This window comes from Pseudoalteromonas sp. MM1, from assembly GCF_030296835.1.
Classification (GTDB): Bacteria; Pseudomonadota; Gammaproteobacteria; order Enterobacterales; family Alteromonadaceae; genus Pseudoalteromonas.
This window is the reverse complement of sequence record NZ_AP027922.1, coordinates 1,042,933-1,068,197: the sequence shown is the minus strand read 5'-3', so window position 1 is coordinate 1,068,197 and position 25,265 is coordinate 1,042,933. Positions and strand designations below refer to the sequence as shown.

General features: G+C 40.4%; 26 protein-coding genes. 16 read left to right on the top strand and 10 right to left on the bottom strand.

Annotated elements, in window-relative coordinates; genetic code table 11:
- Positions 1-280 precede the first annotated feature (280 nt).
- On the bottom strand, positions 281-1,144 hold the full coding sequence (locus tag QUE46_RS04820) for a mechanosensitive ion channel family protein (RefSeq protein ID WP_286246444.1): 864 nt from the start codon (positions 1,142-1,144) through the stop codon (positions 281-283).
- Positions 1,145-1,341: 197 nt separating this feature from the next.
- On the opposite strand from QUE46_RS04820, the gene QUE46_RS04815 reads away from it, so the two are divergent.
- The 5 genes from QUE46_RS04815 (at position 1,342) to QUE46_RS04795 (ending at position 7,063) form a co-directional block, all read left to right on the top strand.
- A complete protein-coding gene (locus tag QUE46_RS04815; RefSeq protein WP_286246443.1) occupies positions 1,342-1,548 on the top strand; it encodes a hypothetical protein in 207 nt (68 codons plus the stop codon).
- A gap of 212 nt (positions 1,549-1,760) precedes the next feature.
- Entirely contained in the window at positions 1,761-3,896 is a 2,136-nt protein-coding gene (locus tag QUE46_RS04810; protein ID WP_286246442.1) for a M3 family metallopeptidase, read from the top strand.
- A gap of 103 nt (positions 3,897-3,999) precedes the next feature.
- Positions 4,000-4,863 (top strand): carboxylate/amino acid/amine transporter, encoded by an 864-nt coding sequence (locus tag QUE46_RS04805; RefSeq protein WP_286246441.1) that lies wholly within the window; start codon positions 4,000-4,002, stop codon positions 4,861-4,863.
- A gap of 55 nt (positions 4,864-4,918) precedes the next feature.
- Positions 4,919-6,250, top strand: coding sequence for a glycerophosphodiester phosphodiesterase family protein (locus QUE46_RS04800; RefSeq protein WP_286246440.1), 1,332 nt, complete (start codon positions 4,919-4,921; stop codon positions 6,248-6,250).
- A 78-nt stretch (positions 6,251-6,328) separates the two neighbouring features.
- Positions 6,329-7,063, top strand: coding sequence for a dienelactone hydrolase family protein (locus QUE46_RS04795; protein WP_286246439.1), 735 nt, complete (start codon positions 6,329-6,331; stop codon positions 7,061-7,063).
- 12 nt (positions 7,064-7,075) lie between these two features.
- On the opposite strand, the gene QUE46_RS04790 is transcribed toward QUE46_RS04795, so the two are convergent.
- The gene (locus tag QUE46_RS04790; protein ID WP_286247679.1) at positions 7,076-7,999 is read right to left on the bottom strand and encodes a LysR family transcriptional regulator; all 924 of its coding nucleotides are present in this window, start codon (positions 7,997-7,999) and stop codon (positions 7,076-7,078) included.
- A 164-nt stretch (positions 8,000-8,163) separates the two neighbouring features.
- Between QUE46_RS04790 and QUE46_RS04785 the strand changes: the two genes are divergently transcribed.
- From QUE46_RS04785 to QUE46_RS04770, 4 genes are all read left to right on the top strand, one after another.
- The gene (locus QUE46_RS04785) at positions 8,164-8,847 is read left to right on the top strand and encodes a type 1 glutamine amidotransferase domain-containing protein (protein WP_286246438.1); all 684 of its coding nucleotides are present in this window, start codon (positions 8,164-8,166) and stop codon (positions 8,845-8,847) included.
- 103 nt (positions 8,848-8,950) lie between these two features.
- Positions 8,951-9,529: a rhomboid family intramembrane serine protease gene (locus tag QUE46_RS04780; protein WP_286246437.1), complete on the top strand. Its 579-nt coding sequence runs from the start codon at positions 8,951-8,953 to the stop codon at positions 9,527-9,529.
- A gap of 82 nt (positions 9,530-9,611) precedes the next feature.
- Entirely contained in the window at positions 9,612-10,451 is an 840-nt protein-coding gene (yghU, locus tag QUE46_RS04775; RefSeq protein WP_286246436.1) for a glutathione-dependent disulfide-bond oxidoreductase, read from the top strand.
- Between the two features lie 146 nt (positions 10,452-10,597).
- Complete coding sequence (locus tag QUE46_RS04770) at positions 10,598-12,538, top strand: bifunctional diguanylate cyclase/phosphodiesterase (protein WP_286246435.1); 1,941 nt, start codon at positions 10,598-10,600, stop codon at positions 12,536-12,538.
- Positions 12,539-12,737: 199 nt separating this feature from the next.
- On the opposite strand, the gene QUE46_RS04765 is transcribed toward QUE46_RS04770, so the two are convergent.
- Together QUE46_RS04765 and QUE46_RS04760 are read right to left on the bottom strand one after the other, a co-directional pair.
- Positions 12,738-13,190: a hypothetical protein gene (locus QUE46_RS04765; RefSeq protein ID WP_286246434.1), complete on the bottom strand. Its 453-nt coding sequence runs from the start codon at positions 13,188-13,190 to the stop codon at positions 12,738-12,740.
- An 11-nt stretch (positions 13,191-13,201) separates the two neighbouring features.
- On the bottom strand, positions 13,202-13,477 hold the full coding sequence (locus QUE46_RS04760) for an EF-hand domain-containing protein (protein WP_004587403.1): 276 nt from the start codon (positions 13,475-13,477) through the stop codon (positions 13,202-13,204).
- A 254-nt stretch (positions 13,478-13,731) separates the two neighbouring features.
- Here QUE46_RS04760 and QUE46_RS04755 point away from each other — a divergent pair, with 254 nt between their 5' ends.
- Positions 13,732-14,586, top strand: coding sequence for a PA4780 family RIO1-like protein kinase (locus QUE46_RS04755; RefSeq protein WP_286246432.1), 855 nt, complete (start codon positions 13,732-13,734; stop codon positions 14,584-14,586).
- Between the two features lie 18 nt (positions 14,587-14,604).
- Here the strand turns inward: QUE46_RS04755 and QUE46_RS04750 are convergent, their stop codons facing one another.
- The 3 genes from QUE46_RS04750 to QUE46_RS04740 all read right to left on the bottom strand — a co-directional run bounded on the left by QUE46_RS04750 (position 14,605) and on the right by QUE46_RS04740 (position 17,533).
- Positions 14,605-15,279, bottom strand: coding sequence for a response regulator (locus QUE46_RS04750; protein WP_286246431.1), 675 nt, complete (start codon positions 15,277-15,279; stop codon positions 14,605-14,607).
- A gap of 8 nt (positions 15,280-15,287) precedes the next feature.
- On the bottom strand, positions 15,288-16,742 hold the full coding sequence (locus tag QUE46_RS04745; RefSeq protein WP_286246430.1) for an ATP-binding protein: 1,455 nt from the start codon (positions 16,740-16,742) through the stop codon (positions 15,288-15,290).
- 182 nt (positions 16,743-16,924) lie between these two features.
- A complete protein-coding gene (locus QUE46_RS04740; protein ID WP_286246429.1) occupies positions 16,925-17,533 on the bottom strand; it encodes a flavin reductase family protein in 609 nt (202 codons plus the stop codon).
- Between the two features lie 84 nt (positions 17,534-17,617).
- Here QUE46_RS04740 and QUE46_RS04735 point away from each other — a divergent pair, with 84 nt between their 5' ends.
- The 3 genes from QUE46_RS04735 to QUE46_RS04725 all read left to right on the top strand — a co-directional run bounded on the left by QUE46_RS04735 (position 17,618) and on the right by QUE46_RS04725 (position 19,841).
- Positions 17,618-19,120 carry a cryptochrome/deoxyribodipyrimidine photo-lyase family protein gene (locus QUE46_RS04735; RefSeq protein WP_286246428.1) on the top strand — a complete coding sequence of 501 codons (1,503 nt, stop codon included), beginning with the start codon at positions 17,618-17,620 and terminating at the stop codon, positions 19,118-19,120.
- 1 nt (position 19,121) lies between these two features.
- On the top strand, positions 19,122-19,262 hold the full coding sequence (locus tag QUE46_RS04730; RefSeq protein ID WP_286246427.1) for a DUF2256 domain-containing protein: 141 nt from the start codon (positions 19,122-19,124) through the stop codon (positions 19,260-19,262).
- 141 nt (positions 19,263-19,403) lie between these two features.
- The gene (locus QUE46_RS04725; RefSeq protein WP_286246426.1) at positions 19,404-19,841 is read left to right on the top strand and encodes an OsmC family protein; all 438 of its coding nucleotides are present in this window, start codon (positions 19,404-19,406) and stop codon (positions 19,839-19,841) included.
- A 73-nt stretch (positions 19,842-19,914) separates the two neighbouring features.
- On the opposite strand, the gene QUE46_RS04720 is transcribed toward QUE46_RS04725, so the two are convergent.
- On the bottom strand, positions 19,915-20,094 hold the full coding sequence (locus QUE46_RS04720; protein WP_286246425.1) for a 2TM domain-containing protein: 180 nt from the start codon (positions 20,092-20,094) through the stop codon (positions 19,915-19,917).
- Positions 20,095-20,357: 263 nt separating this feature from the next.
- Here QUE46_RS04720 and QUE46_RS04715 point away from each other — a divergent pair, with 263 nt between their 5' ends.
- A complete protein-coding gene (locus tag QUE46_RS04715) occupies positions 20,358-20,591 on the top strand; it encodes a hypothetical protein (protein ID WP_286246424.1) in 234 nt (77 codons plus the stop codon).
- 36 nt (positions 20,592-20,627) lie between these two features.
- Positions 20,628-21,143 carry a putative porin gene (locus QUE46_RS04710; protein WP_374761397.1) on the top strand — a complete coding sequence of 172 codons (516 nt, stop codon included), beginning with the start codon at positions 20,628-20,630 and terminating at the stop codon, positions 21,141-21,143.
- Between the two features lie 75 nt (positions 21,144-21,218).
- On the opposite strand, the gene QUE46_RS04705 is transcribed toward QUE46_RS04710, so the two are convergent.
- Positions 21,219-22,706: a dipeptidase gene (locus QUE46_RS04705; protein ID WP_286246423.1), complete on the bottom strand. Its 1,488-nt coding sequence runs from the start codon at positions 22,704-22,706 to the stop codon at positions 21,219-21,221.
- Positions 22,707-22,875: 169 nt separating this feature from the next.
- On the opposite strand from QUE46_RS04705, the gene QUE46_RS04700 reads away from it, so the two are divergent.
- Positions 22,876-23,052, top strand: coding sequence for a DUF2986 domain-containing protein (locus QUE46_RS04700; protein ID WP_286246422.1), 177 nt, complete (start codon positions 22,876-22,878; stop codon positions 23,050-23,052).
- A gap of 49 nt (positions 23,053-23,101) precedes the next feature.
- Here QUE46_RS04700 and QUE46_RS04695 read toward each other — a convergent pair whose 3' ends face one another.
- The gene (locus QUE46_RS04695) at positions 23,102-25,237 is read right to left on the bottom strand and encodes a TonB-dependent receptor (protein WP_286246421.1); all 2,136 of its coding nucleotides are present in this window, start codon (positions 25,235-25,237) and stop codon (positions 23,102-23,104) included.
- Positions 25,238-25,265 lie beyond the last annotated feature (28 nt).

Here is a 25,265-nt window from a genome sequence, read left to right as displayed (position 1 = left end):
AAAAACGGAGTAATGAGGCTGAACGAACGGTGAAGATTATACCATTGTATTACAAATTTACTGCATAAATATGTACAAAAAAGTAAACTTTTTTGCAACATTTAACTACATTTTCTTGCTTTTTTACCCTTTTTTAGATGCAAAAGGCTAATAATGCGGACATATGTCCTTACCATTAAAACCCACTTTAAAGTAGCGAAATAGGTAACTTTACAAATAAACCCATTACAGAAACATGCAATTAAAAGCCCTTAATGCTGCTAAATTTTAAGAGCTAAATTTATTGAGTACGCTTTAGCGCAATTTCTCCATCAATGTGAATATCGCGCTGTGGGAATGCAATCACAACATCGTGTTTTTCAAAAACAGCATAAATACTAAAACGGATATCGCTACGTACTTTCCTGAGCATGGTTTCTGACTCTGCACAAACCCAAAAAATCGCATTAAACACCAGTGAACTATCAGCAAAATCGTCAAATAGAACAGAGGCTTTTGGATTTGCTAATATTGCGTCGTGCTCGTCAAGCACTTGCTGAATTAACTTTTTAACTAATAATACATCGCTGCCATAAGCAACGCCTACGCTAACCGAGGAGCGGGCATTACCATCTATTAAGGTCCAGTTGGTTACTGTGTTTTCTAATAATTGCGAGTTAGGGATCAACATGTGTACCCCATCATTACGGCGAATACGGGTAGAGCGCGTATTAATTGTCTCTACCACCCCCTTTGCATTACCCACTTCTAAAAAGTCACCAATACGAATTGGCCGCTCCCACATTAAAATCCAGCCACTGATAAAGTTATTAATAATGTTTTGCGCACCAAAACCTACCCCTATGGCTATGGCCCCTGAAACAAATGCAAAGGCCGTAAGTGGAATACTTAATACCTCTAACGAAGTGAAAATTAATATCGCGATACTTAAAATAAAGTAAATGCGCGTAAATAAATGAACCGCATCTTGGCTGATTTTTTTAGCCAACAGTGTTTTTTTAATAAGTTTGCCAATGCGCGTTACTACAAACCACATAGCAAATAAAATCAAAGGAACTTGTATAACCTTAGCCACTGTGATGTGCACGTCGTTATAGGTAAAAATGACAAAGCTTAGATAATGTTCAATGTGTTCGAGCGTCATGTGTTTTCCAAAATATCATTTGTTGTTTGTTATTTGTTCAGTAAAAATGAGTGTGATTCAGTCTTCGCTAAGCTTAGCACGGCATAATAGTGTTAAAACGCTAAGTTAATAGATTTAACGTTTTTATTTAAACAATTTATTAACTCTTTATTGCACCGAGTGCTATATAAATAGTGTACACGCACTGGAGATTACACATGTCACAACTAACTCTAAATCAAAGACTCGCTACTTTGCAGCCGCAGGTAGATCTAAATTTGTTTGAAAGCAGCCTAGATTACCGCAATAAAATTTTGTGCCTTCTTGCTGAGCAAGAGCAAACGCTTGCTACTATAAATAAAGAATTTGGTCAGCAATCTAATAGCTTTGGAACTGAAAAACGCTTTGTTCTTGGCTATAACTAGCCTTTAAAAATCACACACAATACAATATTTAAGTAGCCTTACGTTTATTTTTAAGGCTACTTTTACCTCTAAATTGCATTTTTTGTAGCTAATTTGCGTTTAAATCCCGCTTAATACCGATAAACTTTATTGTATAAACGCCAAAATTTGATAAGTTAACTGGGTTTTCGACTCGAAAAGCCTATTTCGGCTCATCTTTTTATGGAGTTATTATGCGTAAAACACTGATCGCTACTACTATTGCTAGTGCCCTAATCTTATCTGCTTGTTCATCTAACGAAACTCAGAACACAGCTAAAGAGAGCGCAACACAAGTGCAAGATATGAACGCAAACAATGTATTATTCAAGCCAAGCCCATTACAATACATGGCACCAGAGTTTGATAAGTTTGGTACAAAAGACTATGAAGCAGGCTTTGATGCAGGTATTGCTCAGCACACTGCACAAGTTCAAGCAATTGCAAACAACCCAGAACCAGCAACATTTGAAAACACACTTGTTGAGATGGAAAAATCAGGTGAGTTGTTGAACCGCGTATCTGCTGCTTTTTACAACCTATCGGGTTTAATTTCAGATGACGAATACCAACGTATAAGCAAAAAAATGGCGCCGGTATTATCTGCTCACTCTGATGACATTTACTTAAATGGTGCGTTATTTAAGCGCGTACAAACAATTTACGACAATAAAGATGCGCTTAACGCTGAAGATCAACGCTTAGTTGATTTTTACTACAAGCAATTTGTTAAAGCTGGCGCTAAATTAAGCGACGCTGAAAAAGCAAAAATGCGTGGTATTAATGCGCAACTTGCAGAGCTATCTACTGCGTTTTCTCAAAATATTTTAAAATCGTTTAAAGAAGACGTTATTGTAGTAACTGATAAATCTAAACTTGCTGGCCTTTCTGAAGGTGAAATTGCAGGCCTTGCAGCTGCAGCTAAAAAAGCAGGCAAAGAAGGCTACATGATAACCTTGGTTAACACCACCCAGCAGCCTATCTTATCAAGCCTTGAAAACCGTGAACTTCGCGAGCAAATTTTTAAAGCCTCTACAAACCGCGCCGCAAAAACTAACGGCCCTATCATTATTGAAGAAACTAACCTACGTGCACAAAAAGCAGAGCTGTTAGGCTTTAAAGATTGGGCATCGTATGTAATGACTTCGCGTATGGCACAAACAACCGACAACGTGTACGGTATTTTAGATGACCTTGCACCAAAAGCAGTTGAAAAAGCCAAAGCAGAAGCGGCCGCTATCCAAAAAGTAATTAACGATTCAGGCGAGAGCTTTGAGCTAAAACCATGGGACTGGGCGTTTTACGCAGAAAAAGTACGTGCTGAGAAGTACGACCTAGACCCAGCGCTAGTTAAGCCATACTTTGAAATGAACTCTGTGATCCATGATGGTTTATTCTTCGCAATGAACAAACTTTACGGTATCACCTTTAAAGAGCGTAAGGACTTACCTGTTTACCACGAAGATGTAACAGCGTACGAAGTATTTAACGCAGATGGCAGCGCTATTGGTTTATTTTACATGGACCCATATGCACGCGAAGGTAAGCGTGGCGGCGCATGGATGAGTGCATACGTAAGCCAAAGCGGCTTAAAAGGCACTAAACCGGTTATTTACAACGCACAAAACATTCCAAAACCAGCTGAGGGTGAGCCAACGCTAATGACCTTCGACGAAGTATCGACTATGTTCCATGAATTTGGTCATGCTGCTCACGGTTTATTCTCAAATGTTAAATACCCAAGCCTAGCGGGTACTGCTACAGCTCGTGACTTTGTTGAATTCCCATCACAAGCACACGAAGATTGGATGATTGAACCTACGGTACTTGCTAACTACGCTAAGCATTACAAAACAGGTGAGCCTATTCCACAAGCTTTACTTGATAAAGTATTAGCATCGCAAAAATTCAACCAAGGCTTTGGTACTACTGAATACTTAGCAGCTGCTTTACTTGATATGGAATGGCACTCATTTGGTTCTGATAAAAAAATCAGTGATGTTCAAAAGTTTGAAAGCGATGCGCTAAAAGCACATGGTATTGATTACTACCCAGTGCCACCGCGTTATAAATCAAACTACTTTAGCCACACCTTTGCCGGGGGTTACTCAGCAGGTTACTACGCCTACCTATGGACTGAAGTATTTGCAGCCGATGCGTTTGCACATATGGAAAACAACGGTGGCCTAACCCGTGAAAACGGTGACAAGTTCCGTAAAGAAATCCTATCAAAAGGTAACAGCCGCGACTTAATGCAAAGTTACATTGAGTTTAGAGGCCAAAAACCAACGACAGACGCACTTCTTAAGCGCCGTGGTTTAGTTGATTAATAACCTCGTTTATTAATTTTAACCTTATAAAAGCCCGCTTGCGGGCTTTTATTGTTTATAACAGATAAACTAGCCACACTATAAATTATAAAAAACGACAATTATGGGCTATTTATTTGCAGTTACCCTACTTTGGGCTTTTTCATTTAGTTTAATTGGTGTGTACCTAGCAGGCCAAGTTGATGCGTGGTTTAGCGTATTAATACGAGTTGCATTAGCCACATTGGTTTTTTTACCCTTTTTAAAACCTAAACTCACCTCCAAACCACTCGCACTTAAGCTAATGCTGATAGGCGCTGTGCAGCTGGGTGTTATGTACAGTTTTTACTATCACTCCTTTTTATTTTTAAGCGTACCCGAAGTGTTGCTCTTTACCGTTATGACACCGCTTTATATAACGCTTTTAAACGATGCACTTAATAAGCATTTTAACCCTCGCTTTTTTGCGGTTGCGCTTATAGCCGTACTGGGCGCGGTAGCTATTCGCTGGGAAAACCTCAATAGTCATTTTATCATCGGCTTATTACTGGTGCAGGGTGCCAATATTAGTTTTGCCACCGGACAAGTAACTTATAAACGTTTAATGGTCACTAATCAGCTGGATGACAAAGCCGTATTTGGTTGGTTTTTTATTGGCGCCTTAGTGGTGGCAACTGTTTGCTACACTTTATTTGGCAATACAAGCAAATTACCTAGTACACCCACCCAGTGGGGTATTTTAATCTATTTAGGTATTGTTGCCTCGGGCCTTGGTTACTTTTTATGGAACAAAGGGGCCACTAAAGTAAATGTGGGAGCATTAGCCGTAATGAACAACGTGCTTATTCCTGCCGGTATTATTGTTAACGTGCTTATATGGAATAAAAATGCCGACATAATACGCTTAAGTATGGGTGGTGCAATTATGCTAGCAGCATTAGTAATTAATCAAATAGGGACAAATAAACAGAACGTCACATCCTTGTAGCTAATTTGTCATTGAATGCGATTAGGGTTGAGGAAAATAACGTTAAGGAACAAACATGAAACATCTCACCCTAATAACAAGCTCAATATTATTTGCACTGCTGAGCGGCTGCGACGACGATGTAAAAGTAGTCGAAAAAGACGTAGTAGTTACCAATACCACAGTTGAGGTTGTTGAAGTGCCGACGCCTGTAATTGTTGAAGTTGCAAAAGGAGAGGCGCCTGATATTCAATTAGGTACTCGTGCCGACTACCTAATTAACGATATGGCAAAGAGCGATTTAAAAACAAAATTAGAATCGTGTGCAGATGGGCCATTTTATCGTACAGACTTTTCTATTGGTCATCGTGGTGCGCCAATGCAGTACCCTGAGCATACAAAGGAGTCTTATATAGCTGCGGCGCGAATGGGCGCAGGTATTGTTGAGTGCGATGTAACCTTTACCAGCGACAAAGAGTTAGTGTGTCGCCACTCTCAGTGCGATTTGCACACCACCACCAATATACTAGCCATCCCTGAACTGGCCGCTAAATGCAGTGTGCCTTTTACTCCAGCTAACGCGGCTAGTGGCACGCCTGCCAGCGCTAAATGCTGCACAAGCGATATCAGCCTGAGCGAATTTTTAACGCTTGAAGGTAAAATGGATGGCGCCAACACCCAAGCCACTACTATTGGTGAATATATGCAAGGCACGCCCAGCTGGCGCACCGATTTATACGCCACAAATGGAACATTAGTAACCCATAAACAAAGTATTGAGTTATTTAAAAGCCTGGGTGTAAAAATGACCCCAGAGCTAAAATCGCCGCAAGTTAGCATGCCTTATGAGGGAATGACACAACAGCAATACGCGCAAAAAATGCTTGATGAGTACACGCAATTGGACGTACCAAGCAGTGATGTGTACCCGCAATCGTTTAATCTTGCTGATGTGAAATATTGGATAAATAACAACCCCGACTTTGCAAATCAAAGCGTATATTTAGATGGCCGTGACAGCGAAGCGGGCTTTGATCCAAGTACCCCTGCAACGTGGCAACCAAGTATGGAAGAGCTAGTAGCTGATGGCGTTAAAATATTAGCGCCCCCTATTTGGATGATGCTCACCATAGACAACGAAAGTAATATTGTCCCCTCACAATACGCTATTGACGCAAAAGCTGCAGGGCTTGAACTGATTGCATGGAGCCTTGAGCGCTCGGGGCCTCTTAACGAGGGCGGTGGCTACTACTATCAATCAATCGCCGATGTTATCGATAACGATGGCGACATGATGACGGTGGTTGATGTACTCGCGCAAGATGTGGGTGTTATGGGTATATTTTCGGATTGGCCTGCGACCGTAAGTTACTACGCAAGTTGCAATAAAATGCCTGCAAGCATTTAAAAAACGCATCACAGCGGTCGTTTATTCTGCTGCGCTCAGTTACCATTACCTTATTAAATAATTTAACTGAGCGCTTTTATGATAATCCAACACCATAATACCGACCTACCCACCCCAACAGGCCTAATGCGTACGACCGTTTACCGCCCACAAGCAGCTGGTCAATATCCAAGTATTATTTTTTACTCTGAGATTTTTCAGCAAACCGCACCTATTGCGCGCAGCGCTGCTATTTTAGCAAGCCACGGTTTTGTTGTGTTAGTGCCTGAGGTATTTCATGAGCTAAACCCGATTGGTACTGTACTTGCGTACGATGACGCGGGTAAAGATAAAGGCAATGCCGATAAATGGCAAAAGCCACTTGAGCACCACGACAGCGACACACAAGCACTCATTGACTTTGTACAAAGCCAAGATTACTGCACTGGCACAGTGGGCGCCATGGGTGTGTGCATTGGTGGGCATTTAGCTTACAGAGCCGCATTAAACCCACATATAAAAGCCGCATTTTGTTTATACGCCACCGACATACATAGTGATACCTTGCCGGCAAACGCAGGTAACAATTCGTTTGAACGCATGGCTGATATTCAAGGTGAAATACACTTTATTTGGGGTAAGCAAGACCCACATGTACCGCAACAAGGCCGAAGTAAAATTTACCAGCAATGTGTAGCTACGGGTATTAACTACCACTGGCAAGAAGTAAACGCGCAGCATGCCTTTATGCGTGATGAGGGCGACCGCTACGATGCAGCGCTTGCAATTACTATGTACCAGCAAGCGGTTGCTTTATTTAATCGAACTTTGTAATTAAGTGCGGTTTTACGTGATTTTTAGCATGCCCAGTGCAGTATGCTGTTTAACAAAATACGCTTTTAAATAATCAATAAACAACCTGAGCTTTTTGGAGCCTGCCGCCCCAGGCGGAAACACACCATAAAGCTCTATATCTTTTGTTTTATAATCATCGAGTACTATTTCAAGCAACCCAGCTTGTACTTTAGGCCATGCATCATACAACGGAATGCGCCCAAGCCCGTGCCCGGCCTCTACAAACGCGGTACGCGCCGCGGCATTATTGGTGCTTATGCCGCCTTGTAGTATTACATCGTATTTTTTGCCTTCTTTGCTAAGGGTTAATGTTTTACTGCTAAGTTGGTACACCACCCATTTATGTAAGGCTAATTCAGCTGGCGTTTTAGGTTTGCCAAAGTGTTCAAAATACTCAGCTGAGCCACAAATACAGGTACTCATGGTTGTTAGTTTAGTGGCTTGTAAGTTTGAGTCACTTAAAGCGACCCCGCGAATAGCAATATCAAAGCCGTTTTTTATAATATCAACCACATCATCGGTTAGTTGCAGGTCTATTTCAATTTTGGGGTATTGGCGTTTAAACGTATTAATTGCAGGCACAATTAGTTGCATGCCCACATTAACGGGGCAGCTAATTTTTAATACTCCTTGTGGCTCACTTTTAATGTTTTCTATTTGCTGATTAGCTGCGTTTGCTTGTTCTGTGATCACTCTACAGCGCTCATAATACGCGATGCCCGCCTCAGTTAGCGCCATAGTGCGGGTTGAGCGATTTAGCAGCGTAACTTCTAATTGCGTTTCTAATTTTTTAAGGTGATAACTTACCACCGCACGCGTTAACCCCAACTGCTTTGCAGCCGCGGTTAAACTGCCCTGCTCGACAATTTGCGCAAATACCACCATGCTTTTAAGTTGCTCAAACGACACTTTCATCACAAACCCACCAATGATTATTCAACCCAACAATTGTATCAATAATTAATCCAATAAAGTTAAATTTATCATCGTTGTTTAAACCCTTTTAAGTGCATATAGTTATTACAGCACCTTGGTTAACACCAAGCTTTAATTTACTCACTAATCGAAGGAATATTGTTATGGCTAAAAAAATACTTATGGTACTTACCTCACATTCAGAGCTTGGCAACACAGGCGAAAAAACAGGTTTTTGGGTAGAAGAATTTGCAGCACCTTACTACGCATTTGTTGATGCTGGTGCAGAGGTAACACTTGCTTCCCCTGCAGGCGGTCAACCACCTATTGACCCAACCAGCACACTTGCTGACTTTGAAACCGATGCAACAAAGCGCTATGACAACGACAGCGCAGCACAAACACTTATGGCAAACACCAAAAAGTTAAGTGAAGTAAACGCCAGCGACTTTGACGCAGTATTTTACCCAGGCGGCCACGGCCCACTATGGGATTTAGTAGATAACACAGATTCAATCTCACTTATTGAAAAGTTTGTAAAAGAGCAAAAGCCAGTAGCGGCTGTTTGCCACGCAAGTGCCGCTTTTTTAAATGTTAAAGATGCAGACGGCAATGCCTTAGTTGCAGGTAAAAAAGTAACAGGCTTTACTAACTCAGAAGAAGCTGCAGTGCAATTAACAGACGTAGTGCCATTTTTAGTTGAAGATGAACTCATTAAAAAAGGCGGCGATTATCAAAAAACCGATGACTGGGGCGTATTAGCGCTCGAAGATGGTTTAGTGATTACAGGCCAAAATCCTGCAAGTTCAGAGCTTGCGGCTAAAAAGCTATTAACTAAACTTGGTTAAATAGCCCCTGTGCGCGGCGCATAACGCCGCGCTTATTAAATCGCTTTTAATAACGAAAACATACTCATATACTGGTACAAAATAATCCTACTAAGGCGTTTATATGCCAACTACCCCATCACCTTCACTGATAACCAGTACGCGATTTGCAATATTTAGCGTTGCTTTTATATGCCTAATACTTCAAGTGATCAATAGTTTACCTGGCATTACGCTTAATGGTTTAGGTATTTACCCTCGCAGCGTTCAAGGGTTAATCGGCATTTTATGCGCCCCATTTTTACATGGCAGTTGGTGGCACTTTGCTAGCAATATGTTGCCTTTTGCTGTACTTAGCTGGCTAATTTGCCAATACAGTGTAAAACGATTTTATACCGTGTTTATATTTACCGCGTTACTTGGCGGGCTATTAGTGTGGGCCTTTGGCCGAAGCAGTTTTCATGTTGGGTTAAGCGGCGTTATTTATGGTTTATGGGGGTTTATACTGTGCTATGGCGTGGTTAGGCGCTCGTTCAAATCGATTGTTATTGCTGTTGTGGTTGCTGTACTTTACAGCGGCTTTATTTGGGGGGTGCTACCACAGCGCTTTCATGTCTCGTTCGAAAGTCACCTTTTTGGTGCGTTAAGTGGGTTCTTTTTAGGGTATAAACTTGCCAAAGCAGATAAATTAAAAGCACGATAATTTTTTCATTGTCTTTAATTAATTTTTTACGCCCCCAGCTTGTTATCTATGAGTCTATAAATTATTTAAATTGAGGTTATTTATGAGTAATGAACACGAATACACGCCGCCTAAAGTTTGGACGTGGGACAATGAAAGTGGTGGTAAATTTGCTAATATTAACCGCCCTATTGCTGGTGCCACTCATAACAAAACCTTAGAAACTGGCAAGCACGCATTTCAACTTTATTCATTAGCCACACCTAATGGTCAAAAAGCAACTATTATGTTTGAAGAGCTATTAGAGCTTGGCTTAACCGATGCAGACTACGATGCTTATTTAATTAACATTGGCGAAGGCGATCAATTTGGCTCAGACTTTGTTGATATTAATCCAAACTCTAAAATTCCTGCGCTAATGGATCACTCTACCACTCCACCAACACGCATTTTTGAGTCGGGCTCAATACTCCAATATTTAGCTGAAAAATTTGATGTACTAATCCCAAAAGATTTTAAAGCCAAGACGCAATGCCGTAACTGGCTATTTTGGCAAATGGGCTCTGCGCCCTATTTAGGTGGTGGATTTGGTCACTTTTATAGCTACGCTCCAACAAAAATGCAATACCCGATAGACCGTTTTACTATGGAAACTAAACGTCAGCTCGATGTATTAAATCGTCACTTAAGTGAAAACGAATACATGGCAGGTGATGAATACTCTATTGCTGACATTGCCATTTGGCCCTGGTATGGCTCACTTGTGCTGGGTGATCTTTACGATGCAGCCGAATTTTTAGATGTGGCTTCGTATAAACATGTTACTCGCTGGGCTAAGCAATTATCGCAGCGCCCAGCAGTTAAGCGCGGACGACGTGTTAATCGCACCTGGGGCCCTGAAGAAGAGCAACTTAGCGAACGACATAACGCCAGCGACTTTTAATCTATCAGCCCATAACAAGATATTGTGTTATGGGCATTTTTTTATTTAATATCTGCATTTTCCCTGTCATTAAACTATATTTATTTTTGTGTTTTTATAAAATGTAACCTGCTTTACCCGCATTACTTTTCATAAGGCTTTAATGAGTGCAATATAAAAATTTAAATACTGATGAACGCAGAGAAGCCGTTAAACTTTTATATTCTAATGCTTTATCTGGCATTGGTGTTTCGGCATTGGTTAGCTTTGTACTTGTGTTTGCATTTGACCTAACGGATGAAAAAACCAATCAAGACAAAATAATTTGGCTTTTTTTCATGCTGGTTATTTTAGCAGCAAGGCTAATGGATGTTATTTACTTTAACTACACCAAAAGGCTTAATCATCCATTTAACGCAAATAGCTTTTTAAAACGTTTTTCGGTGGGGTGTCTTGCTACCGCTATTTCGTGGTCGTGTTACGCACTGTGGTTTCATAAAAGCTCATCCACCGTTGAAATCACCACCACAATAGCTATTTTGTCGGCATTTGCTGGAGGCTCTGCCAATTTACTCTCTGGTAGTCGCTTTACCTCAGTGTGTTACAGCATTATTTTATTAATTCCTTATTCCATAGTACTTACCCTATCTGATGATTATTATCACTACGTGCTGGGCTTTTTAGGTATGACTTTTTCGGCCATTATGGTCGCCTCTTCTTATAAGTCGGCCACGTTTACCCAAACGGCCATAAAATTACGAAACCAAAACCGTAAACTACTTAACGAGATGGAAAGCAAAGTAGAAACGCGTACAGAAGAAATTTACCGCTTATCAAATACTGACCCACTAACAAACTTATTAAACCGCACCGCTTTTTTAAAAGTGGCTAATAAGCAACTTGCAGACCACCCCAACGAAAAACTAGCCCTGCTTTTTGTAGACCTAGATGGCTTTAAACAAATAAATGACTCTATGGGCCATAAAGTAGGCGACCAAGTACTTAAAGAAATAGCAGAGCGACTCACAAACGTTTGCACCCGTCACTTATACAAATGCCGCTGGGGCGGAGATGAATTTTTAATTTTAACAACCTATGAAGATGAACAAGACCTATTTAATTTTGCCAAAAAGGTTATTAAAAGCATTAGTGCTGAGCATGAACGATATAAATACCAAAGCTGGGTATCTGCCACTATTGGTATAGCGTTGTTTCCTGAGCATGAGGGTGATTTAAGCGCGTTAATTCGCTCTGCAGATTTAGCCATGTACCATCAAAAGCGTATTGCCAAAGGCTGCGTGAATATTTATAACAACGACTTAAAACACCAGCAAGAGCGAGAGCTGCTGCTTAGTAAGCGCTTGGCAAGTGCAATAAAAGACAATGGCTTGCGGTTAGTGTTTCAGCCTATAGTTGATAGTAAAACAACAAAGGTAACATCGTTTGAATCACTTTTACGTTGGCAGTTAAATGACGAAGCGATATTTCCTGATGAGTTTATTGCCATTGCCGAGCAATACAACCTCATAACTGAACTTGGACTATGGGTGATTGAACAAGCCTGTATGCAAGCTAAAACGTTTAAAAGCCTTCAGCCAGCCATTGCTGTGAGTGTAAATGTATCTGTAATACAACTCCAAGACCCTGATTTTGTCACTAAGGTTATAAACATCGTTAATCAATACGACGTAAAGCCAGAAAACCTACACCTTGAAATTACTGAGTCTGTGTTTGCTGAGGATAAGCTGACCTTTTTAGCAGCAGTAAAAGAGCTACAAAAACAAGGATTTTGTATTTCTATTGATGACTTTGGTACAGGGTATTCATCCTTGTCGAGCATGTTAGATATTGGTGTAGACATAGTAAAAATAGATAAAAGCTTCATTCAAAACATGGACAAACGAGGCTTAAGCATTATTCATGCGATTGTGCAAATGGCATCAACACTTGATTTTATGGTCGTTGCCGAAGGTGTAGAAACCACAGAGCAAGCCAACATGCTAAAAGAAATTGGCGTGTCTCACCTACAAGGTTACTATTTTTCTAAACCTATGGAGCAACACTTTGTAGATTCATACCTTAATGAGCAAAACAAATTGTGTAGTTAGCTGTATGATAAACTCACTAAAGAGCAAGTTTATAAACGCCTTAATAACGAATTTTTTGCCTAGCTATCAACACGTTTATCCATCCTCAAAATAGATCACTTAGTGGCTTGGTATAATAAAAAAGCCCAACAAAATAATTGCCGGGCTTTGGACTTAAGACCTAAGGATAAACAGTCAGCTTGACCTCAAGTTATAACACCTAAGCAGTTACATTTAGCAGTGAATCACCTTCACTTAAGCCAAATTTTTCTTGTACCGATGAAAGAATTGATTCTTTATCTTCATCAGATAGCTGGCTTGAATACTCAGTTAATAACTCATCTAAGTAGCTAACCACTTCGTCAGTATCAACAGATTCTAGAGAGTTTTGCGGCGGTGGTGGCGGGCGCTGCCCTTCAGGGCGCCCTGCATCGCCGATACTTTTAGCGTCAAAATCAAGTTCGCTCATTAGATCAGCCAACTCTTTTGTCGGCGAGATCCCCTGCTCTTCAAATGCGGCTTGAATAGTTTGCGCATCTTCCGTGCTTAAGTTTTGTGCATCAAACTCTGCAAGTGTTTCTTTAACAAACTCAGTTTGCTCTGACGTTAAAGCGCTTACTTGGCTAGATTGTTGAGTCATAAAACTCGCTGAGCTACCAATACTATTGATCATATTTATCTCCCTTAACGTGCGCGGCGTGGTGGCTTGTGTTCACTTAACTCTTGTTCGCTAATTTCGCCATTCCCATCGGCATCTATTTCGTCAAAAATAGTTTGCGCATCGCCTTGCGGTGGTGCACTTTCGCTAAATTCTGCAAGGCTAATCACACCGTCACCATCTGCATCTATGCTTGAAAAGTCAGGTTTAGGTGGAGGGTTATCACCGCCTCTGGCTGCAACATTGGCTGAAAAAGCCATTGATAATAATGCAGCAACGGCAAAAGTAGAAAAGTGCTTCATCGTGGTCACCTTGGGTTAAATATTAATAAAGGGTATGAATATAAAGTACGCTTAAAAAACGCAAACATTGTGCAAACAATTAGGAAATAAAAATAAATCCGATTTTTATCATGTTATTTTTACCTTATTCGGTATTTCGGTTATTGTGATAACTAATTAATTAAAACCACTTTCAACACCTGTTTTGAGAGCTAACATACTAAGGACTTATTAACATACATGTTTAATCTTCCAATTTTTCTAGTTGTATCGCAGTGAAAATACCTAAACGCCTCCAGCCACTCGTTGATGATGGCCTAATTGATGAAGTGATAAGCCGCTTAATGAGCGGTAAAGAAGCGGATGTATTTGTGGTACGCAGCGGTGGCGAAATTCGTTGTGCTAAAGTCTACAAAGATGCCGTTAAGCGCAGCTTTAAAAAGGCGGCTCAGTATCAAGAAGGTCGAAAAGTGCGAGGCGGACGCCAAGCCCGTGCCATGGGTAAACGCTCTAGTTATGGACGGCAACTAGAAGAGGAAATTTGGCAAAATGCAGAGGTAGACGCGCTTAGCCGTTTATCACGCGCTGGCGTCAGAGTTCCTGATACTTATTACTGCATTGATGGCGTGCTGTTAATGGAGCTTGTGTGCGATGAAGACGGTGATGTTGCTCCACAGTTAGGGCATGTGACCCTTACGCAGCAAGAGGCTATTGAGCAGTACAGTATGATGGTTCATTATATTAAATTAATGCTGTGCGCGGGTATTATTCACGGTGACTTATCAGAATTTAACGTACTTGTTGATAGTAAAGGGCCTGTCATTATTGACCTTCCGCAAGCTGTAAATGCAGCGGCCAATAACAGTGCGCAAGCAATGTTTACGCGCGATGTAAACAACATGCGCCGTTATTATGCGCAGTTTGCACCTAGCTTATTAAACACTCATTACGCTAAAGAAATGTGGGCACTGTTTGAAGAGGCTAGCTTAACGCCAAACACTGTGCTCAGCGGAGAATTTGAAGACAGCACCGAAGTTGCTGACGTAGATGCAGTACTCGATGAAATACAAGCGGCCGAATACGAAGAGTTCGACCGTTTAGAGCGTATTAAAAACGCTGACGATGAGTAAAACTGCGCTCACGTTTAGCTATTGAGGGTGAACAAACCGATAGCCCACACCGTAAACCGACTGAATAACACTGTCGGTTTGCGTTACTTCATCAAGCTTTTTGCGTAACTTTTTTATGTGGCTGTCTATAGTGCGGTGGCTAACTATACGTTGGTCTGCATACATGGTGTCCATTAAGCTATCGCGTGAATAGATTCTGTTAGGGTTTGAATACAAGGGCTTAAATAACTGAAATTCAAAATTAGTAAGTTCTATACTGCTATTTTTATAGTTTACACTGTAAGTACTTTCATCCAGTGTCATGGCATTATTTACCGGCTCTTTTGTGCTATTAACACGCCTTAAAATTGCTTTTACACGCGCCACCAGCTCAGCATAACTAAACGGTTTGCAAATATAGTCATCGGCGCCCAGTTCAAGTCCGAGTAACCGGTCAATCTCCTCCACCTTTGCCGAAACCATAATAATGGGCACATTAGAGAACTTTCTTATCGCTTTGCACAGCTCTATACCGCTTTGCCCTGGCAACATAATATCTAATAAAATAACGCTAGGCTTGTTACTTTCAAGCCAGCTAAGTACTTCATCACCATGATGAATAAGGTGCGTTTGATAATGGTGAGTTGTTAAAAAGTCGCTCATTAAATTGGCAAGTTTTATTTCATCTTCAACAATAAGTATTTGATCTTCCATACTGTCCTCTAAACCTTTACTAAAGGCAGGCGAATAATAATCGCTAAACCACCTAAACTTGCTTTTTCAGCGGCTATTTCACCTTGATGGCCTTTAACGATATGTTGGCAAATTGACAAGCCCAAACCAGAACCTCCCTCTTGGCGATTGCGAGAGCTGTCTACACGGTATAAATATTCAAACAAGTGCGATAAATGCGTTTGCTCAACGCCTATCCCGTTGTCCTCTATAATAAGCTCTAAATAGGCTTGGCCTTTAATATTTACGTTATTGGCACTTAAAGAAATAGTTGAGCACTGGGCGTAATGCACCGCATTCATTAATATATTATCTAGCAACTGCAGTATACGCGTTTTATCTGCGTTTACTGTGGTGTTATTAGCGCTATTAAGAAAGTAAAAATTAATAGCGTGCTGCTTAAAAATAACGTGATACTTTTGCTCTATGGAGTTAAGTAAATAACCTACGTCGGTAGGTTGCATGGTGTAATGCATGCCGCCTAGCTCTGCGCTGTTTAACATGTGTAGGTCGTCAATCAAGCGCTTTAAATGCAGCGCTTCATCGTTAGCAGAACTTATATTTTTATTATTTGGTTCACGTATCCCAAGCAACATAGCTTCGAGCTCACCGAGTAAAATGCTCATGGGCGTTCTTAGTTCATGAGAAATATTTGCAAGCCAACGTTTACGTACTTGCTCATCTTTAGCGAGCGTAAAGGCCAAGGTATTAAAATCTTCACTAAGCTGGCCCAGCTCGTCTTTTCTATCTAATAAAAGTTTGGTGCTGTACTGCCCTTTGGTTAGCTTATGCATACCACTGGCAATTTGCTTTACAGGGCCAACTAAATGCCTTGCCAGTAAAAAAGACAACATTAAGGTAAGTAGCCCTGCGGTTAACGCAATAAGCCATAAATAGTTAGTTTGTTGCTTTAAAAAATCCAGCTCGTACCCATCTGCTAGGCTTTTTCTTTTTGAAACAGCAAGGTAAGCAATTGTTTTACCTTCAAGCTCTATGGGCGTTTTAATGTACTTTAAATCCTCAAATAATTTACCAAAAATACGCTGCTGGTTTTCATCAAGTAGTGCATAGTGCGCGACATGCTCAGGCGGTGGGCGACGTTCGCGTTGCGCCATATGCTGTGGAGGTCTGGGTCTGCGTTCGCCGCGAATTTCCGGGCGCTGTGGCATATCGCGTAAACTAGGTAAAAACTGGCTTGATTGCAATTGCGATTCAACCAACCTTAAAAAGCGCTGATCGTTACCTATAATTTTATCCCACGAGGGAGTTTGCGCGTATTTATTAGCCAGCTGCACCGCTAATGGCTCTAATGCTTTTACTTCTTTAGCGTTTACAAAATCAATAACACCTTGACCAATGCTGTACTGAATAAGCACAACTAGCCCCGCAATAATGCTAAAGGTGAAGCTAAATAATATTAAAAAAAGTTTATTATGAATTTTCATTTATTTTTTATAAATCTGACTCTAAAGCATTTGAGCTATTATTTATTGCGTTTTTTTAGTGCTAAAACGTATTATAAAAAAAGGTTTGCACACTTTAAAAAGTGTCCCTCAATAACATCGTATAAAGTTAACAAATAAAAGTGTAAACAATGTGCATAAAATCAGAAAAAGTGAACATTAATTTAAACACTAGGTCTTTTTAGTACAAATTTATCTTTGGTAGAGCTAAAGTAGTCTCCGCCCATTTTGCCTACGCTGTTTAAACGCGTGGGATCTATATAGCCATTCACTAACACGTTATCGTCAATATAAATTCCGACCACGTTGAGTAGCATAACTTTGCCGCCACCGGGTTCGTCGCTTATGTGAATAATTTCTCTTAAAGTACACTCGTATCTTACTTTAGCCGCTGCGGCGCCTGGGGATGCAACCTGTGTACTAGCAACTGATTCAATATTCGCTGCCTCAAATTCACTCACATTATGTGGATAGTTAGCGCAGCTTTGATTCATTTTTTCTACTAGCTCTTCACTAACAATATTAACCACGCAGCTGTTAGTGGCTTGAAGGTTTAAAAGTGTGTCTTTATTGGCTTTGTCGCGTGGGTTTACTTGAGTCACGCTCAGCACTGGCGGGTTACAACTGGCCACTGTAAAAAAAGAGTAAGGGGCAATGTTAGCAATCCCCTCCTTACTAAGTGTGCTTACCCAAGCAATAGGCCGCGGGCTAATACCCCCGACTAAATACGAGTAAACATTGTGCTGCGTGTTTTGCGTTAAATCTAAAAACATAATTTTCCTTTATACGTCGTACTGCAAATCGTAAAAGCGCTTTATAGCGTACAGTATTTCATAACTGCAGCCACTTTTTTAAATATGCGCGAAAAAATAAACATAGTGTGGTTTAAACGCGATTTACGCCTTAGCGACCATCAACCACTTAAAAATGCATTTAATAATGGTTTACCCACATTACTGCTCTATAATTTTGAGCCACTTATGCTTGAAGACCCGCACTATAACGAGCGACATTGGCGATTTGTTTATCAATCAATATGTGAAATAAATCAGCAGCTAGCTCGCTACAAGGCCACGCTGTATATTTTTAACCAAGACATGCTGACACTGTTAAACACGCTTAGCCAAACATACCAAATAGAAAACATATTTAGCCATCAAGAAATTGGCTTAAACAATACCTTTGACCGCGATAAAGCCGTAGCTACATGGTGTAAAACTAGTAAAATTAATTGGCTTGAGTCACAGACTGGCGCTGTTATTCGTGGTAAAAAAAACCGAAAAGACTGGAACGCACGCTGGCAACAAACAATGCAGGCCCCTATCGCTATACCTAATTGGAAAAACATAAAAACCATTACACTTAATAACTACCAACCCCCAAAATTGCCCGCTAGCTATACGCAAAATGATGACAACTTTCAATTAGGTGGGCCATTACACGCCCATAGTATATTGCACAATTTTTTTACTGAGCGCGGCAAGGGATATCAAAAAGGCATATCTAGCCCCAGTTTAAGCCGTATTCATTGCTCTAGGCTTTCACCTTATTTAGCGTGGGGTAATATTAGCCTTAAACAGGTATACCAAATGGCAATTGATGAATACCATTCTAAACACCCTGATAAAAAAGGCTGGAAGCGTCCGCTCGCTGCTTTTGTATCGCGCCTGCACTGGCATTGCCACTTTATGCAAAAGTTTGAAAGTGAATGCACTATGGAATTTAAAGCATTAAACCCAGGTTATCATGTATTTCCGTATCGTACCGATGAGCATGTAGAACGCGATATTGCGCGTTGGGCGCAAGGCCAAACGGGTATCCCTATTATTGATGCCTGCATGCGCTGTTTAAAAGCCACGGGTTATATTAATTTTAGAATGCGCGCTATGTTGGTTAGCTTTGTAACGCACCATTTAAATATAAGTTGGCAGCAGGCAAGCTTACCTCTGGCAAATTACTTTTTAGACTTTGAACCGGGTATTCATTACCCGCAAATACAAATGCAGGCCTCAGTTACGGGTATTAACACCATTAGACATTACAACCCAATTAAGCAATCTGAAGAGCAAGATCCAACCGGCATTTTTATTAAAAAGTGGTGTCCCGAACTTGAAAAGCTACCAATAGAATATTTACACGAACCGTGGCAACAAACACCCATGGAAGCGCTGTTTAACGACTTTAAATTAGGAGAAGATTACCCCGAGCCCATGCTTGATTTAACCGATGCCTCTAAGCAAGCGCGCGAACGTTTATGGCAATATCGCGAGCGCGATGATGTTAAGCGCGCGATCCCTAGCATATTAAAAAGGCATGTGGGGCTTACTCGCACAGTAAAACAAAAAGCAAAGAGGCATTAACATGGCGCATAAAAAGTTAAACCTGCCACAAAAAATATGCCCTGTTTGCAACAAGCCATTTGCGTGGCGTAAAAAATGGCAACGTGATTGGGATAACGTTATTTACTGCTCAGAGCGCTGCAAGCGAAATAAAAGGAATTAACCCTTTATGCTATGCGTGAATTAGCTGGCGTCTATTTTGCAATGATATGAATAACTCAGCTTTTAAGGCTGTATTTAGGTGTTTTATGTAAATAGCACTTACTCATCCTGAAAAGCTTACATACAACGCAAGGAGAAGACGATGACGATTAAAAAAACGGCAAACTCAACCTGGTCAGGCGATATTAAAACAGGTAAAGGCAGTATTTCTACGCAAAGTGGCGCACTTGATAAACAACCGTATGGCTTTAATACCCGCTTTGAAGATGAGCCAGGGTCAAACCCTGAGGAGCTAGTAGGTGCGGCGCACAGTGCCTGTTTTAGCATGGCGCTGTCGCTTGCATTAGGTGACGCCGGTTTCACAGCCGATAAAATTGATACCAAAGCCACCGTAAGCCTTGATGAGGTTGATGACGGCTTTGCAGTCACGCATATAGCGCTTGAAGTAAATGCACGTATTAAAGATATTGCTAACGAGCAATTTCAGGCTTTGTGTGAGCAAACGAAAAAAAGCTGTCCTATTTCAAAGCTGCTTAATACCAAAATCTCACTAGACGCAACGCTCGAGCGCGCCTCATAAATGGCTGATACACAAACTATAAAATGATGAAGTTTAAGCCAAGTAAATTATTACTTGGCTTAATTAACATTCATTAACTACTTCTTTTAGCGTTATTTAAGTCCAATAAATCATTTAGCAGTGCTATACCCATCCCTAAAGCAGGCCACACTACCCATAAATAATTGGGCGATGTGATTAAATTAACCACAGTAAAAAAGATTAAAACTACAAGGTATTGTTTTAAGTTATCAAAAAATGTTGATGTATTCATGTTTGCTCTCCTCTTAAAATGTAGGGTTATTATTGCCCTAATTTTTAAGCCTGAAAGGTGCTACTTGTCATCAGTTGATATGACGTTAGTCAGGTTATTACATTTTACTGAACTACTTAATGAGAGCTCTTAAGTTTCGTTTATTCTTACATTTACTTATATAAACATACAGTTACTTACAATTAATAGGATGTGTTTTCACTTATTTTAAATATAATACCCTTTACGGATACAACCAATTAACTTTATAAGAAAGGATACTTATGCGCTATTTAATACCACTTTCTTTGCTTGCACTTAGCTGTGCAGCGTCAGTAAACGCTGAACAATCAGCATCAAAGCAATGGTTTAATACAATCAACTACGCAAAAATTGATTCACGCTATTACAGCGATAATGTGTACGGATTATCTACTCATTATTATTTTGAAGAGCAACAAAGCTCGGGAGTGTGGGATGATTATGGCTACCTAGATACAGATAGTAATATAGGCTAAAATTACTTTAATTCAGATGGTTATAGCAAAAAAGGGATTTTTGGAGAAGGCTTTTACGGTAACGCTTTTGCAACCTTAGAGCTGCCTAATATTGGCGATACCGATACCTATTCACTTGGCATAGGTTACTTATTTGCTGATTCGTTAAAAGTATCTGCAGGTATGCTAGATTACGAATATGGTGATACAGTTTATTTATTTAAAGCGCAATATAATCACCAAATTAATGACACCGACTACATTGGTTTTACTGTTGAGACTCATGATGAAATAGAGTCGTGGGACTTATCATCACGTTACTTTGCTCACCTTTACGATGAAAGCTACGTTACTATAAATATTGACTACCTAAATACTGGTGATGACCCTTTTTTTAATGTGCTGGCAAATTATTACTTTAATAAACATGTCGCAGTCGGCGTTGGTTTATACGACTCAGATTTAGTTGTTGAGGGTAAATACTTTATTAACGATAGCTACTATTTTAGCGCTAATTACACTGATAAAAATAACTATGACATATACAACCTTAGTTTTGTAGCTCAGTTTTAATAAACACAAAAAAAGCCGCCTTGCTGAAGTCACTTCAGTTAAACAAGGCGGCTTTTATATTAAAACAGTTATAGCTTACATATTACCTAGCTCTATCATCATTGCGGTATACATACGTAAATTAAGCTCCAATTGCTCAAGCGTGATAAATTCATGCTCTGAGTGGCCTGTATAACGTTTACCCGGCATTGAAGGGCCAAACGATACGGCATTATCAAATAGTTTTGCGTTAGTGCCGCCGCCAATGGATACAAAGTCAGCTTTTTGGTCACCTGTAAAATGTTTAAAAATATCGAGCAGCTTTTGTGCGTGCGGTGCGTTATCTAACAGCATAGGTGTACCAATAATGGTTTCAACTTCAGTAAGCGTTACCTTATTTGCAGTTTCCCATTCATTGATAGCGCTATTAATTTGTTGTTTAAGTACGCTTTCATCTTTACCTACTGGGCGGCGGGCATTAATGGCTAATGTTAGTGCGTTACCATCGCGTTCAATTACAGTAGGGGCTACGCTCATTGGGCCCATAAATTCGTGCTCGTAGGCAATATCACCAAATTGCTTACCATGAATATCTAAGCCAATTAACTGGTTTACAAATTTTATAAGCTGGCCATCGCTATTGTTTTCAAGTGCAATGTCTTTAAATAACTCACTCAGGTGTGCAATAGCATTTACGCCCGACTCTGGCTCTGATGAATGCGCAGACATGCCTTTTACAGTTATTTTTAAGCCTTCATCTTGCTCTTTAAAACTAAACTCAACGTCGCTAAGCGTTTTAGCTTTAGCTTTTAATGAATCAACTAAGCTCTCGCTTGCATTGTGCAGTACTAAGCTTGCATCTTCTGGTATTTGGCTTTTAAACGCGCCACCTGCAACATCACTTACATACACACCGGTTTGTTTTGAGGTAGCATTAAACGTAGGGGCAATTAAGCTCCAGCCTTTTTCGGCCACGACAACTGGGTATGATGCATCAATGGTTACGGCGTATTTTGGCTGCTCGTAAGTTTTCATAAATTCAGTAAGTGGGCCCCAGTCAGATTCCTCAGCTAGGTAAATCATCAACTCTATGCGGTTATCAAGCTCTATGCCTTTATCCTTTATGGCTTTCATGGCGTAAAGCGCAGTAGCTATAGCGCCTTTGTCGTCTTCTGTGCCGCGCCCTACTAATTTGCCAGGCTCTGAGGTATCAATAATAAATGGGCTTTGCTTCCACTTACTCGCGTTAGCTGGCTGTACATCGCCATGCGTTACTACTGTTACTTTATCTGCTTGTTTACCCATGCCAATAAGCACGGTATAACCTAGGTCTTGGTAATCAAACCCAAGCTCTGCGGCTTTCATTTTTAATACCGATTTAAAATTAATAAAGTCTGGGTTTTGTGGTGCGGGTATTGAGTCTTTATTTACCGTGGGAAAAGCCACTAAGTTAGTTAGCGTATGTACTTGAGCTTTCTGGTAGGTGTTTACTGCGTAATCGGCAACACTATCAATATTTTCATGTAATTGCGCGTGAGTATTAAAGGCAAATAAAGCACTGCAAAGCAAAACTAACTTTTTCAAAACGTATCCCATTGTATGACTAAATAAAGGCCAAATTATAGCGCTGCAGCATAATATTCAATAGCACTTTGCGACAGGATTACAATGATCGTGCTTTAAATTTATATGGCGGCTTTAATCGCATTGGTTGTATAATGCGCGGCTTAAATTTATCAGAGTATTAGTACTAATGAATCGCCGTAAAAAAATCGTCACTAAATTTCAGAAAAAAGATAAACGTGCTAATGCTAAATTACATAAAAGTAATAAACCAGCGTATGTATCTAAAGCCGAGCGCGAAAAACGAGCTTTAGAAGCAGAGCAATCTCTTTGTGCCGCCGATGAGCAAAATACGACTGCTGATTAATATTTAGCGTTAAGCCACAACACATGGTGGCTTAACTGCTCAATAATTATTATATGTGCCTAAAAACATAACTTGCACTGATATTAAATGAGCGCCCCTGCCCAGCTAATTGGGTAAAGCCCACGCTGTTGTTTTGTTTTAGTGCAGCAATGTTTACTCCCCCTAATGGTAACTCGTAAAACTCATCAAATAAGTTAGTTACTTCAGCACTTAGCGTTAATGCATTAAAGGTGGCTTTAGAGCTTAAATTCACTAAATTATAGCTGTGCGTTTGGTTTTCAAGGCGGTTAAAGTCAACGCGTGATTTTGTATCTACCCACTCCCACGACAGCGCATTTTCAAATAATCCTATTTGCTGGCTTAATGAGAGCGCAGTATGCAATGGCTTAATTTGATATAGCGGTTGGTTAGTGTCGTCGCGCTTACCACGGGTACTTGTAACGTTTGCTGTTAATACCCACTCGCCAAACGGCTTAGATTGGTAAAGCGACTTACTTATATCAAGCTTTGCGCCATATAATGTGGCGTCAACATTACTAAACTGCAAAATATTACGTGATGTGTTTGCTAACCCATAACTATTAAAACTACGTACACTATTTGCGTCAATGAAGTCGCTTACATCGGTGTACCACACATTAGCACTTACTCGCCAATTATCATCTTTAGCTGTTTTTGAATACGTTGCACTAATAGTATGGGCGGTTTCTACATCAAGCTCTGTGTTACCAATATAACCATTAACATCGCCATACCAGCCAATCATAGTGGTGGCCATATTACTTACACCCCAGCTGTAGCGCTCATATAAGTTGGGTGCGCGATTTTTGCGAGCAAGGCCTATTTGCAGCTCGTCATAAAGTGTAATTTGGTAATTAGCTAATATATTTACATCAACTAAGGTGTCGGTTTTGTCTCTATCGGCATTATTAAAGTCATTTGCAGCTACAGCATTATTGGCAGTGGTCATTGCGCTCATACTGCCCATATCCATCATATTCATGCCGTTGTTATAGGCCTGTACTTCATCAACTTGCGTATTAACACGCTCAACCCTAATTCCCGTGTTTAACCAGAGCTTTTTAGTAATTTGGCTTTCATATTCTGCAAATAGGGCAATGCGTTCACGCTTACCATTATTAATATTTATATAGTCATTTGGCCCCATCATGGTTGAGCCTTCAATAGCCGGCCACCAATCATCAATGCGGTAGTTATAATATTCCTGCCCAAGCAGTAATGAGCTATTTTTATCAAGTGTAAGACGCCATTTAAGCTGCGTGCTTATGTCTTTTGCATCTGTTTTCATGGGCATCATGCCGGTTTTTTCTTTACTAAAAAAGCCCATTTTGTGTTTAACGCTGTGCCAGTTAACCTGCCCTTCAAACTCGCTATTTTCAAAACTGCGCTTATATTGGGCAATAGCACCGTAGCTGGTGTTATCAGTCATATCCATGTATTGATTTGCAAACCCCTGATACGGTATTTTTTGATGTGTCAGCTTTATCACTAATTGCTGTTTATCGTCGCGCATAGCTGCGGTTAAGCTGTGGTTTTGCGCCCGATATAGCGTATCTAGTACTACATCGCCGTTACCATCTTCATAACTATCTGCATCACTAAACGAGCCTTGGTAATTAAGGCTCAAAGTATCGCTTGCTAAACGAGATCCCACTCCTAGCTTTCGGCCGTTATCAACACTGCTGTACTTAGCCGATATATAACCTGAGTGCCATGCTAAATCACTACTTTCACTATACTGTGGTGAAATTGAATTAACGTTTATTACACCGGCAATGTTATCGCCACCAGCACTCACTGGCGAGACACCAGCAACGACACTATAAGCCGTTACTTGATTAGCTGATACGTAAGAAAGAGGTGGGTTCATCTGATTAGCGCACGCTGCTGTTACATCCGCACCATCAACAAGTACTTTTACCCTATCGCCCATCATGCCATTTAAAATAGGCAAGTTGGAGGCCCCGCCTGCAGCCGAAAAATCAACACCTAAACTACTAAGTAATGATTCTGAAGTACCAAGTGATAAATGTTTATTTTGTGCATGCCCGTGCACTTCAATAACTTCTAAGTCGTTATCATCAGCGAGCACCATAGGCGATAAAAAGCCGCTAATTAATAGCGCTAAAGGAGAGAGTAAATAAGTATGTTGAATATGAGCCATTTATAATTTATGCCACTGTTATATATGG

Coding starts and splice junctions, on each gene's coding strand:
- QUE46_RS04820 (WP_286246444.1), bottom strand. CDS start 1,144: ATGACGCTCGAACACATTGAACATTATCTAAGCTTTGTCATTTTTACC.
- QUE46_RS04815 (WP_286246443.1), top strand. CDS start 1,342: ATGTCACAACTAACTCTAAATCAAAGACTCGCTACTTTGCAGCCGCAG.
- QUE46_RS04810 (WP_286246442.1), top strand. CDS start 1,761: ATGCGTAAAACACTGATCGCTACTACTATTGCTAGTGCCCTAATCTTA.
- QUE46_RS04805 (WP_286246441.1), top strand. CDS start 4,000: ATGGGCTATTTATTTGCAGTTACCCTACTTTGGGCTTTTTCATTTAGT.
- QUE46_RS04800 (WP_286246440.1), top strand. CDS start 4,919: ATGAAACATCTCACCCTAATAACAAGCTCAATATTATTTGCACTGCTG.
- QUE46_RS04795 (WP_286246439.1), top strand. CDS start 6,329: ATGATAATCCAACACCATAATACCGACCTACCCACCCCAACAGGCCTA.
- QUE46_RS04790 (WP_286247679.1), bottom strand. CDS start 7,999: ATGAAAGTGTCGTTTGAGCAACTTAAAAGCATGGTGGTATTTGCGCAA.
- QUE46_RS04785 (WP_286246438.1), top strand. CDS start 8,164: ATGGCTAAAAAAATACTTATGGTACTTACCTCACATTCAGAGCTTGGC.
- QUE46_RS04780 (WP_286246437.1), top strand. CDS start 8,951: ATGCCAACTACCCCATCACCTTCACTGATAACCAGTACGCGATTTGCA.
- yghU (WP_286246436.1), top strand. CDS start 9,612: ATGAGTAATGAACACGAATACACGCCGCCTAAAGTTTGGACGTGGGAC.
- QUE46_RS04765 (WP_286246434.1), bottom strand. CDS start 13,190: ATGATCAATAGTATTGGTAGCTCAGCGAGTTTTATGACTCAACAATCT.
- QUE46_RS04760 (WP_004587403.1), bottom strand. CDS start 13,477: ATGAAGCACTTTTCTACTTTTGCCGTTGCTGCATTATTATCAATGGCT.
- QUE46_RS04750 (WP_286246431.1), bottom strand. CDS start 15,279: ATGGAAGATCAAATACTTATTGTTGAAGATGAAATAAAACTTGCCAAT.
- QUE46_RS04745 (WP_286246430.1), bottom strand. CDS start 16,742: ATGAAAATTCATAATAAACTTTTTTTAATATTATTTAGCTTCACCTTT.
- QUE46_RS04740 (WP_286246429.1), bottom strand. CDS start 17,533: ATGTTTTTAGATTTAACGCAAAACACGCAGCACAATGTTTACTCGTAT.
- QUE46_RS04735 (WP_286246428.1), top strand. CDS start 17,618: ATGCGCGAAAAAATAAACATAGTGTGGTTTAAACGCGATTTACGCCTT.
- QUE46_RS04730 (WP_286246427.1), top strand. CDS start 19,122: ATGGCGCATAAAAAGTTAAACCTGCCACAAAAAATATGCCCTGTTTGC.
- QUE46_RS04725 (WP_286246426.1), top strand. CDS start 19,404: ATGACGATTAAAAAAACGGCAAACTCAACCTGGTCAGGCGATATTAAA.
- QUE46_RS04720 (WP_286246425.1), bottom strand. CDS start 20,094: ATGAATACATCAACATTTTTTGATAACTTAAAACAATACCTTGTAGTT.
- QUE46_RS04715 (WP_286246424.1), top strand. CDS start 20,358: ATGCGCTATTTAATACCACTTTCTTTGCTTGCACTTAGCTGTGCAGCG.
- QUE46_RS04700 (WP_286246422.1), top strand. CDS start 22,876: ATGAATCGCCGTAAAAAAATCGTCACTAAATTTCAGAAAAAAGATAAA.
- QUE46_RS04695 (WP_286246421.1), bottom strand. CDS start 25,237: ATGGCTCATATTCAACATACTTATTTACTCTCTCCTTTAGCGCTATTA.